Origin of the sequence: Roseibium aggregatum (genome assembly GCF_014692675.1) — a bacterium.
GTDB lineage: Bacteria > Pseudomonadota > Alphaproteobacteria > Rhizobiales > Stappiaceae > Roseibium > Roseibium aggregatum_C.
In genome coordinates, this window is record NZ_JABFCZ010000028.1 from 66646 (window position 1) to 76398 (window position 9753).

General features: G+C 61.2%; 12 protein-coding genes. 3 read left to right on the forward strand and 9 right to left on the reverse strand.

Features of this window, described 5'->3' with window-relative positions:
* Positions 1 to 67: 67 nt before the first annotated feature.
* From lptB to HK439_RS22170, 8 genes are all read right to left on the reverse strand, one after another.
* On the reverse strand, positions 68 to 814 hold the full coding sequence (gene lptB, locus HK439_RS22135) for an LPS export ABC transporter ATP-binding protein (RefSeq protein ID WP_235988062.1): 747 nt from the start codon (positions 812 to 814) through the stop codon (positions 68 to 70).
* Between the two features lie 166 nt (positions 815 to 980).
* A complete protein-coding gene (gene lptA / locus HK439_RS22140; protein ID WP_190293658.1) occupies positions 981 to 1517 on the reverse strand; it encodes a lipopolysaccharide transport periplasmic protein LptA in 537 nt (178 codons plus the stop codon).
* 1 nt (position 1518) lies between these two features.
* Positions 1519 to 2181 carry an LPS export ABC transporter periplasmic protein LptC gene (lptC, locus tag HK439_RS22145; protein ID WP_209011995.1) on the reverse strand — a complete coding sequence of 221 codons (663 nt, stop codon included), beginning with the start codon at positions 2179 to 2181 and terminating at the stop codon, positions 1519 to 1521.
* Between the two features lie 134 nt (positions 2182 to 2315).
* Positions 2316 to 2936 carry a ribonuclease D gene (locus HK439_RS22150; protein WP_190293659.1) on the reverse strand — a complete coding sequence of 207 codons (621 nt, stop codon included), beginning with the start codon at positions 2934 to 2936 and terminating at the stop codon, positions 2316 to 2318.
* Positions 2937 to 3093: 157 nt separating this feature from the next.
* Positions 3094 to 4533 carry a multicopper oxidase family protein gene (locus HK439_RS22155; protein WP_209011996.1) on the reverse strand — a complete coding sequence of 480 codons (1440 nt, stop codon included), beginning with the start codon at positions 4531 to 4533 and terminating at the stop codon, positions 3094 to 3096.
* A gap of 53 nt (positions 4534 to 4586) precedes the next feature.
* Complete coding sequence (locus HK439_RS22160) at positions 4587 to 5003, reverse strand: c-type cytochrome (protein ID WP_235988059.1); 417 nt, start codon at positions 5001 to 5003, stop codon at positions 4587 to 4589.
* Between the two features lie 2 nt (positions 5004 to 5005).
* Complete coding sequence (cueR, locus tag HK439_RS22165) at positions 5006 to 5395, reverse strand: Cu(I)-responsive transcriptional regulator (RefSeq protein WP_190293661.1); 390 nt, start codon at positions 5393 to 5395, stop codon at positions 5006 to 5008.
* A gap of 184 nt (positions 5396 to 5579) precedes the next feature.
* A complete protein-coding gene (locus HK439_RS22170) occupies positions 5580 to 5954 on the reverse strand; it encodes a PepSY domain-containing protein (RefSeq protein ID WP_190293662.1) in 375 nt (124 codons plus the stop codon).
* A 235-nt stretch (positions 5955 to 6189) separates the two neighbouring features.
* Between HK439_RS22170 and HK439_RS22175 the strand changes: the two genes are divergently transcribed.
* The 3 genes from HK439_RS22175 to HK439_RS22185 all read left to right on the forward strand — a co-directional run bounded on the left by HK439_RS22175 (position 6190) and on the right by HK439_RS22185 (position 9230).
* Positions 6190 to 6993 (forward strand): hypothetical protein, encoded by an 804-nt coding sequence (locus tag HK439_RS22175; RefSeq protein ID WP_190293663.1) that lies wholly within the window; start codon positions 6190 to 6192, stop codon positions 6991 to 6993.
* 208 nt (positions 6994 to 7201) lie between these two features.
* The gene (locus HK439_RS22180; protein WP_190293664.1) at positions 7202 to 7879 is read left to right on the forward strand and encodes a winged helix-turn-helix domain-containing protein; all 678 of its coding nucleotides are present in this window, start codon (positions 7202 to 7204) and stop codon (positions 7877 to 7879) included.
* Positions 7866 to 9230: a sensor histidine kinase gene (locus HK439_RS22185; RefSeq protein WP_190293665.1), complete on the forward strand. Its 1365-nt coding sequence runs from the start codon at positions 7866 to 7868 to the stop codon at positions 9228 to 9230. Before HK439_RS22180 ends, HK439_RS22185 begins: the two co-directional genes overlap by 14 nt.
* 68 nt (positions 9231 to 9298) lie before the next feature.
* Here HK439_RS22185 and HK439_RS22190 read toward each other — a convergent pair whose 3' ends face one another.
* Positions 9299 to 9553: a hypothetical protein gene (locus tag HK439_RS22190; protein WP_190293666.1), complete on the reverse strand. Its 255-nt coding sequence runs from the start codon at positions 9551 to 9553 to the stop codon at positions 9299 to 9301.
* Positions 9554 to 9753 lie beyond the last annotated feature (200 nt).

Below are 9753 nucleotides of genomic sequence, written 5' to 3' on the forward strand. Positions count from 1 at the left end.
TAGTTTCGGGGCGCCCTGCTGATATTTTGGTCCACTTCTTGCTTATAGCGTATTAGCGGACCTGTCATCAAAGCGTAAATTGTTCCCCGAGATAAAGGCGGCGAACGTCCGGATTGGTTACGATTTCGTTTGGAAGACCTTCGGTAAGCACTTCCCCGGCGGCAATAATATAGGCCCGGTCGATCAGTCCGAGGGTTTCGCGCACGTTGTGATCGGTGATCAGAACGCCGATGCCCCGCTGGGTCAGGTGCCGGACAAGCTGCTGGATATCGCCGACCGCGATCGGATCGATACCCGCGAAGGGTTCGTCGAGCAGCATGAACGACGGGCGGCTCGCCAGCGCCCTGGCGATTTCGACACGCCGCCGCTCCCCGCCGGACAGGGCGATCGACGGCGACTTGCGCAGGTGGGTCAGACCGAATTCGGCAAGCAGGTTGTCCAGTTCCTCGTTGCGCTTCTTCCGGTTCGGTTCGATCACCTCCAGCACGGCGCGGATGTTCTCCTCCACGGTCAGGCCGCGAAAGATAGAGGCTTCCTGCGGCAGGTAACCGATGCCGAGGCGGGCGCGGCGGTACATGGGCATCTTGGTGATGTCCAGGCCGTCCAGCATGATCGCCCCCTGGTCCGGGCGGATCAGGCCGGTGATCATGTAAAAGGTCGTGGTCTTTCCCGCCCCGTTCGGCCCCAGAAGGCCGACCGCCTCGCCCGGCCGAACCGCAAGGCTGACATACTTGACCACCTGGCGGCGGCCATATGTCTTGCCGATTCCTTCCACCACCAGGGCTCCGGTCGGGTCATGACCGTCCCCGGACATCTCATTCATGTCCACGGGCGTGGCTGTCGAGGCGACGGAAAACAGTTTCACAAATGCGATCCATTAATTGAGCGCGCAGCACTTGTCATAAGGCCTCGCCCTTCCGCTGTCGAGTTAAGAAGGCGGCAGGCGCCTGACCGGAACGCTGCGGCCGTCATGACCCGGGTCAGTTTTTATTGAGGCTATTCGGCTGGATGAGAACTTTCACGCGTCCGGATGTCGGCGCCTGGAGATCGGCTTTTCCGGTCTTGAGATTGACGGTCAGCTTGTTGCCCACCACCACGTTCGGTCCCTGGCTCAGGACCACTTCCTTGCCGGTCATGACCATCACCTGCCGGTTCATGTCGAACGTCGCCTGATCGCCGGTCGCCGTCTGGTCCTTGGCGGTAATGTAGACCCGGCCCGATGCCTCGAGGCGGGATATCTTCTGCTGGACCGAGCCGGTCGCGGATCCGTCGTAGAAGACGCGCAGACGTTCCGTCTTCAGCCGGGTGTCGCCCTGGGACACGACCACATCGCCCTTGAAGGTGGCGCTGTTGGTCTTGTCCTCGACTTCCAGCTGTTGCGCCTCGATCTGGATCGGCTCCCTGGAGTTGGAACCGAACCCGGCAAAGGCATCGGAGAAGGTCTGCGCCGATGCGATCTGGGGAATGACCAGCACACAAAGCACTCCAGCAAGCGCAGCGCGGAGCAGTTTTCTCATTCTATTTCCCCTGTTCCGGCGGTTGGAGGGTCATCTTGATCCCGTCGGTGAACCGCACCTTGCCTGCTTCCTGATCGTAGCTCAACCGCCCGGCCCGGATCGTTCCGTTGTCCGAGCGGATTGAAATCGGCTCATTCGTGCGAACCGCTCCCGTCTTCAGGTCGATCGTCACTTCGGACAAATCAACCGTATAGCCCTCGCTCCATTCGATCTGGAGCCCGTCGTAAAGTCTGAGCGTCTCCGCGCTGTTATCGAACGTCCCCTTCAGGGCGGTGATCCTGGCGGTCTGATTGGGGCTGGGAACGATGTCCGCCCGGATCATCTCCAGATCGATGATCATCGGATTGCTCAGCCTTTGCACGGCGCGGGTGGCCGTCACCTTGTAGGAGCGGTCGCCGTCATGGCCGGACAGTTCCGGCCGGTGCATGACCAGCCCCTCGGATGTCAGGCTGACGGCGCCGATGCCGAGATCGGAGAGATAATTGAAGACGACGATCAGGCCGACCATGCCGGCGAAGATCAGAACACCGACCGCGGGAAAGAAGATCCGAAGAAACTTGACCGCATAGCTGTGCCGGCGCGCCGTTTTCTGGGCACGCGTCATTTCCCTGACCCCAACGAGCGCTGCGCGCAGAGGATCGGTATCGGCAACATCAAGCGTCACGGTTAAACCCCGCAAGTTCTAATCCGCATGAAGCGGATGAGGCCCCGACTCCCCTTCGGCACCCATATAGGATTTTGAAAACAGGATTACAGACTTTTGCGCTTCCATCCATCCGGCAATTCATCCAAACGCCATCAGGTGTGAGCGAAAATGTCCGTTTCCTCCCATCCCTTCAGATCGAGTTCGGCGCGGGTGGGCAGAAAATCGAAGCAGGCCTGCGCAATATGGGTCCGCTCCTCACGTTCCAGCATCATTTCCAGCCGGGCCTTCAACTGATGCAGGTACAACACATCGGAGGCCGCATAGGACAGCTGGGCTTCCGACAGGGTTTCGGCGGCCCAGTCGGAGCTTTGCTGCTGCTTGGAGAGCTCCACGCCAAGAAGCTCGCGGGTGATGTCCTTCAGGCCGTGGCGGTCCGTATAGGTGCGCACCAGCTTGGAGGCGATCTTCGTGCACCACACCGGCTTGACTTCAACGCCGAGGTAATGGCGCAGGACCGCGACATCGAAACGGGCAAAGTGAAAGATCTTCGGCTTGGACGCATCGGACAGCAGGGCCACGAGATTCGGCGCCTCCGTCTGGCCGCGGTCGATCTGCACCACATCCGCGGTTCCGTCGCCCGGCGACAGCTGAACGACGCACAGCCGGTCGCGATGCGGATTGAGCCCGAGGGTCTCGGAATCAACGGCAACGGCGTTGGCATCCCGGTAGGCGCCCAGGTCGGGCAGGTCGTTCTTGTGGTAGCGGATGGTCATGCCGGAAACGGCTCCTTCACATGAAAAGTCAGCCCGGTCATCTATCGCGAAGGGCCGGTCGCGTCAAAAGAACCGGCGGACGGGCGCGCCGGAACGGTTGCACTGACGTAAATCATGGCCGGGAACTTGGCAAGCGCTGCAGCGCCTGCCCGCTTGTTCAGGTCACCCTGATCCAGGTTGTCATGCCGGCAGCGGCATGTTCCAGCATGTGGCAGTGAAGCAGCCATTTTCCGGGATTGTCGGCCTGAAAGGCGACCTTGACGGTTTCCTCCCGGCCGATCAGGAACGTGTCCCGCCAGGGGCCGAGCGATCCGTCGGCAGAAACGATCCGGAAATGATGCCCGTGGAGGTGGATCGCGTGGGGCCAGGCGGTGTTGTTGACGGTTTCAAGCAGCACGGTTTCGCCGCGGGCCGCATCGAACAGCGGCTCCTCGTCCAGGTTGGCGATCCCGTTGAAGGCCCAGACCTGTCCTGTCGCCCGGATGTCGTCCTGTGTCAGTTCGCGGCCCTTGTAACGCATCGGCCCCATCCGGCCCATCGCGCCGCCGGTCATGTCCAGGACAACCCGCTTCGCATTCGCAAGGTCCGGAGAGGGAATCGTATTCGCCTGCGGCAGCTGCGCCGGCGGATTGCCCTTGCCCTCGCCCGACACCTTGAATTCGGCAAAGGTGAACCGCTGGCTGGTGGACACTTCCACGAGCGCAAGGTCGCGGCCGGTTTCAGGCACCACCAGAAGATCCACCCTTTGCGCCGGACCGATCACGAGGGCTTCGGTTGTCGTCTGTTCGGCAGCCGTCAGGACCTGCCCGTCGTAACCGATCACCTGGCCGCCGATGCTATCCGGATCAAGTTCCAGAATACGCGCATTGGAGGCGTTGACCAGACGGATCCGGTACGGCTCACCCGCCTTGAGGGAGAAGGACGGATTGCTTTTGCCGTTCACGGTCAGCCAGTTGCCGAGCCTTCCGCCATGAGCCCAGTCCATCAGCATGCCGAAACTTTCCGTATCGAGACGGCCGTCGTCATTGAGGCGCCAGTCGTCCATGATCAGCATGAGGTCATGGTCGCGATCGAAGACAGGCTCTTCCTCCTCGACGATCAGGGGCCCGTAGAGGCCCCGGCCGACCTGGTTCCAGCTCTTGTTGTGGGCGTGATACCAGTAGGTGCCCGCATCGGGCGCGACGAAGTCGTATTCGAAGGTTCCGCCCGGCGGAACCGGGTCCTGGGTGAGGCCCGACACCCCGTCCATGGCATTGTCGATCCGGACCCCGTGCCAGTGGATCGAGGTGCCTTCTTCCAGGGCGTTGATAAGGCGGACCTTGACCCGTTCGCCGCGCCGGACGCGGATTTCCGGTCCCGGCAGGCCACCGTTATAGAGCCACAGGTCCGAGGCTGCGGCATCCTCCTTGTAGAGCTTGTATTGGCCCGGTCCGGCGGTGATTTCGATAAAACCGTCGGCCGCGCGGGCGACACTGAAAATTCCCCCGGGCGCCATTGCCACGCCGGCGAACCCCGCCGCACCAGCCAGCAGATTTCGGCGTGTCAGACCGAACTCCGCTTTCGGGGTTCCAGGCAGGCCCGATCCTTGTTTCATCATGACGCTTCCTCTCCGGCGCGAACCGCGCCTGTCGGGCCCATTGGACCCGGCTGTCAGAAAATTCCGTTTTCCCGCTGCAAGGTCCGCACGTAAGTGACGATGCTGGCCACCTGGTCTTCCTTGATGCCCTCGACCGGCGGCATGTCGCCGAACGGCCAGTGATGCGATCTGGCGCCGCGCAACGCCGCCAGGAGGAACGAGCCGTCGGCATGGTGGTTCGGCTGGTAGATCTTGTGGACCAGGGGCGGCCCGACCCCGTCGCGACCGGCGGCATTCTTTCCATGACAGCTTGCGCAGTTTTCGTTGAACAGCGCCTCGCCCTTCAGCGCATCTCCCGTCAGTTCCGGCACTTTGACCGCCACAAGAGGCGCACCCGCGGTCGCCTCGACCGAAGGGCCGTTCTCACTTTTCAGCAGGACATAGCCTGCCGCGATGGCAATGACGGCACCCGCCGCGATCCAGACCCGCATCATCATTTGTCCCCGGCCAGGTCGTCGATGATCGGGCAGTTCGGCTTGTCGTCGCCGTGGCAGTTTCCTGCCAGATTGGTCAGCGTCGCCCGCAGGGACTGAAGCTCGATCAGCTTCCGGTCGATTTCCTCGATCTTGGCGAGCGCGATCGCCTTCACGTCGGCACTTGCCCGGTGCTCATCCTCATAGAGCGACAGGAGCAGGCGGCACTCGTCGATGGTGAACCCGAGACTGCGCGCCCGCTGCAGGAATTTCAGCCGGTGGACATCGGTTTCCGAATAGTCCCGATAGCCGTTTTCGGAACGGGCGGGCCGGACAAGTTCGATGTCCTCGTAGTAGCGGATGGTTTTCGGCGGCAGATTGGACTGTTCGGCCGCGGCTCCGATATTCATGTCGTCTTCCCCAACTGAAGTTTCAGGTTTCGCAGGCGCCTTTTCACCGTTCGGAGATTGGATTGAACCCGAAGATAAAGCTTCCAGCTACCGGAAGGTCAAGAGGTAGTCTGCAGAGATGTATTTGGTCCTGACGGCGCCCGTTTCCGGGCGCCGTCCGATGTGTGCCGGGGCGACGAGGCGGTCAGTCGTCGCCGTCTTCTCCATCCTCGTTTTCACCATCGCCGGACTTGTCTTCGTTGGCCGCGATCTTCGTCACCTTGCCGGTGCCTGCATCGACCAAGAAGTCATGCTCGACGCCATCGGGCGCGAGGATCGAGATTTCATAGTTGGGCACGTCCTTTTCCAGGTTGAACTGCAGCTCGGAAACCTTGCCGGGCTGCTCCGCCAGGGTCGCGCTCATCGCGTCGGCGGCGGAGAGTTTCGCATCCGCCAATGCCTGCATCTCCATGGCATCGGCATTGGAACTGTCTGACGCGAGTGCGATCGTGGCACCGCCGGCTCCCGTGCCCGCACTGACGAGCGCAGCGGCCAGTGCAAGTTTCCTGGTTCTGGTCATGATCTTTTCCTTTTCGTTTCATTCGGGACCGCACCATGCGTGTCCGCTGAAAAGGAATTTGGTCTGCCCGCTTCACCGGTGCCTTTCAGTGAACTTACGGATTGGTAAACTTCACTGCCCGCCGGGAAGCGTTCTTACAAATCCGTAAGAAACCGGGAAAGCGCCGACAAGGAAAAGCAACGACAAGTGTGACGCTTTCAACTCACAGCGCATTCGCGCCATCCGGAGAAAACTCATGTCACACGTCCTTGAGGCAGAAGCCCAGCAAACAATCCCCGCCTCCCGACGGGTCTATAACCGCGTCCCCCAGGTCACGCCCGACTTCTGGATCGTCAAGCTGCTGGCCGTGACGGTCGGGGAGACCGCCGCCGACTACATCGCCGTGAACCTCGGCCTCGGGCTCGCCGCCACCTCGGCGATCATGAGCGGTTTCCTGATTGCCGCACTCGTCCTGCAATTCGCCCAGCGCAAATACGTGCCTTGGATCTACTGGCTTGCGGTTGTTCTGATCAGTGTCGTCGGAACGTTGATCACCGACAATCTGGTCGACAATCTCGGCTACAGCCTGGAAAGCACGACGATAGGGTTCTCGATCGCTCTGGCCCTCACCTTCGGCCTCTGGTACGTCGTGGAGAAGACGCTTTCGATTCATACGATCTACACGTTTCGGCGCGAAGCCTTCTACTGGCTTGCGATCCTGTTCACGTTCGCTCTCGGCACCGCCGCCGGCGACTTCGTCGCGGAAGGTCTGTCGCTGGGCTATCTGTCGGCCGGTATCGCCTATTCGGCTGTCATCGGAGTGATTGCCCTCGCCTATTTCGGGTTCAAGATGAACGGTATCCTGGCTTTCTGGCTGGCATACATCTTCACCCGGCCGATGGGCGCGTCATTCGGCGACCTGCTTTCCCAGAGCCCGGCGGATGGTGGCCTGGGCCTCGGCACCACCAAAACCAGCCTGATCTTCCTGGCCCTGATCGCCCTGGTGATCGTCTACATGACCAAGACCCATGACGGCGAGGAATACGCCCGCGAACAATAAGATAACGCCAGACCGGCAACCAGGAGCTCCAGCCCCTCCCGGCCGGAGCGCTCCTTGTCCGATTACGGGCGAAGGCTGACCGAAATCTGGAAGAAACCGATCCCGCCCTTATTTTCCGAAGTGGAATTATAAGGCGGATTGTCACACACATGATCATGACCCGGCTACAGCCCATTCCGACCTGTCAGCATGAACGGAGTATCGACCGGTGAGAATCTTGCTGATCGAAGACGATGAAAAAACCGCCGACTATATCCGGCGCGGGTTCGGAGAAGCCGGACATGTCTGCGATGTCGTGACAACCGGCGCCGACGGTCTCTTCCAGTCGACCCAGTCGGACTACGACGTCATCGTGGCCGACAGGATGCTTCCCGGTCTCGACGGGCTCTCGATGGTCAAGGCGATCCGTGCGGCTGGCAAAAAGACACCTATCATTTTCCTGACGTCGGTCAGCGGCGTCGACGACCGTGTCGAGGGTCTAGAAGCCGGAGGTGACGACTATCTGGTCAAACCGTTCGCCTTCTCCGAACTGGCCGCCCGGGTCGCAGCACTCGCCCGCCGTCCGGCTCTGCAGCAGGAGCAGACGGTCCTGAAGGTGCATGATCTCGAACTCGACCTGATCCGCCGGCGCGTCGTGCGTGCGGGACGGGAGATTGACCTCCAGCCGCGGGAATTCTCCCTGCTAGAGGCCCTGATGCGCGCGGAAGGACGCGTTCTGACGCGAACCATGCTGCTCGAACTCGTCTGGGACTTTCATTTCGATCCGCAAACAAGCGTGGTCGAGACGCATATCAGCCGGTTGCGGTCCAAGATCGACAAGCCGTTCGACGTGCCGCTGCTCCATACCGTCAGAAGTACCGGATACAGCATCCATGCGCCGCGCTGATATCTTCCGCAGCAGCGGGTTCCGGATCGCCATTCTCTATACGGGACTGTTTCTCGTTGCCGCAGTCATTGCCGGAGCCGCATCCTATCTCGTCATCCGCCAGGAACTTGTGCTGCGCCACGACCGGTCGGTGGAACAGGACTATCGATTTTTCGAGGGCATCTACCGGGCCAGCGGCAGAACCGACCTAATTGACACGGCGAAGGCGCAGGCGGCTGCGGCCCGGGCCGATGACAAGGTGATCCTGCTGCTGGACGAAACTGGAGCCAAGCTCGCCGGGAATGTGAACCCGGTCGACGGACTGCCGCAATCCGGTGAGGTTTCGGCAGCGCTTTTGGGTCTGAACGGCGACTACGACTATTTCGTCATCAAGCGGAAGCTTGGCGACGTTACCGTGATTGTCGGCAGCAGCGGCGAAGACGTCAGCGAAGTCGAGGAGCTCTTTTTTCAAGGCGCATCCTGGGCGGCTCTGCTTCTGGTCGCAATTTCGCTCTCGGGAGGACTGGCCCTGGCGGTGCGGATGAACGGCCGCATTTCGGAGATCCGGCAAGCCCTGAAGGAGGTCGCCGGCGGCAGGTTCGACATTCGCATGCCGAAAAGCAAGGCGGGTGATGACATCGACCGGCTGACGACCCTGATCGACAGCACGATTTCCCGTCTCGGCGCCGCGGTCGCGATCAACCGCCAGATCACCACCGACATTGCCCACGATCTCAAGACCCCGATGAACCGGCTTCGGATCGAAATCGAGGACGCGCTTGCGCGCAGCGAAGACGGGCTACCTGTCGCCGATCAGCTGACGGCAATGGAAAAGGAGACGGCCGGCATTCTCGCGACATTCGACGCCCTGCTGCGCATCGCCCAGATTGAAAGCGGTGCACGGAAAGCCCGTTTCGAACCGGTGAACCTGGCCGCTCTCCTGTCCGACGTCGTCGAGCTTTACGACGCCCATGCTGAGGAAACCGGCGCCCGCCTCGCGCTTGAGGCTCCCGCCGATCTGCCGACGGTGCCCGGTGACCGCGAATTGCTGGCCCAGCTCTTCGCCAACCTCATCGACAACGGGCTGAAACATGGCGGGGAGACGCCCACAATCGGCATCGTCGCCCGGGCCGATGCGCAGGAAGTGACCGTTCGGGTCGCAGACGACGGCCCGGGCATTCCGATGGAAGACAGGGAAAAGGTCTTTCGGCGGCTCTACCGGCTGGAAAAAAGCCGGACAACCCCCGGCACCGGCCTTGGCCTGAGCCTGGTGAAAGCGATCACCGATCTCCATGACGCGGGCATCACGCTGGAAAATGCCGAGCCCGGCCTGGCCGTCACGATCCGCTTTCCTGTGTCGCAATCGCGCTGATCAACGAACCCAGGAGAGCGGCATCGCGGGAACGGAATACATCGGCCCTGGTTCCGGGTGCAGCAACCTTACTCGATCGCGCCCATCGACTTCGCCTGATCGATAAGCTCCTGGCAGGCGGCTTCATTGCCCTTGCGGTGCTCTTCATAGGCTTTTTCGAGGAGCGCGCGCATCTGGTTGGCGGTCTCGAAATCGATGCCCCTGTCATCGGCTCGCGTCAGGGCAGCCTCCACCTTGTCGATATCCTGGTTGCAGTCGGCAAAGGCTATGGCCGGTGTGGCGATCACGAAGACTGCGGCCATCAGAATATTGGTCAAACGCATAGCAATTCTCCCTTTGGTTCACTCCGTTGAAAAGCCCTAAAGCACCCGCTCTCCGTAAGCGCGAAGCCGACCCCATCTAGCGCGGCATGAGGTTATGGGCGAGAGGTTGTGACACTGAAGGAGCGGAGGAGCTTACGGTGTCAGTTTCTATGTCTGCGCCTATGACTGATGATAGAAGTTTCCATGTTCTTGAAGCGGTT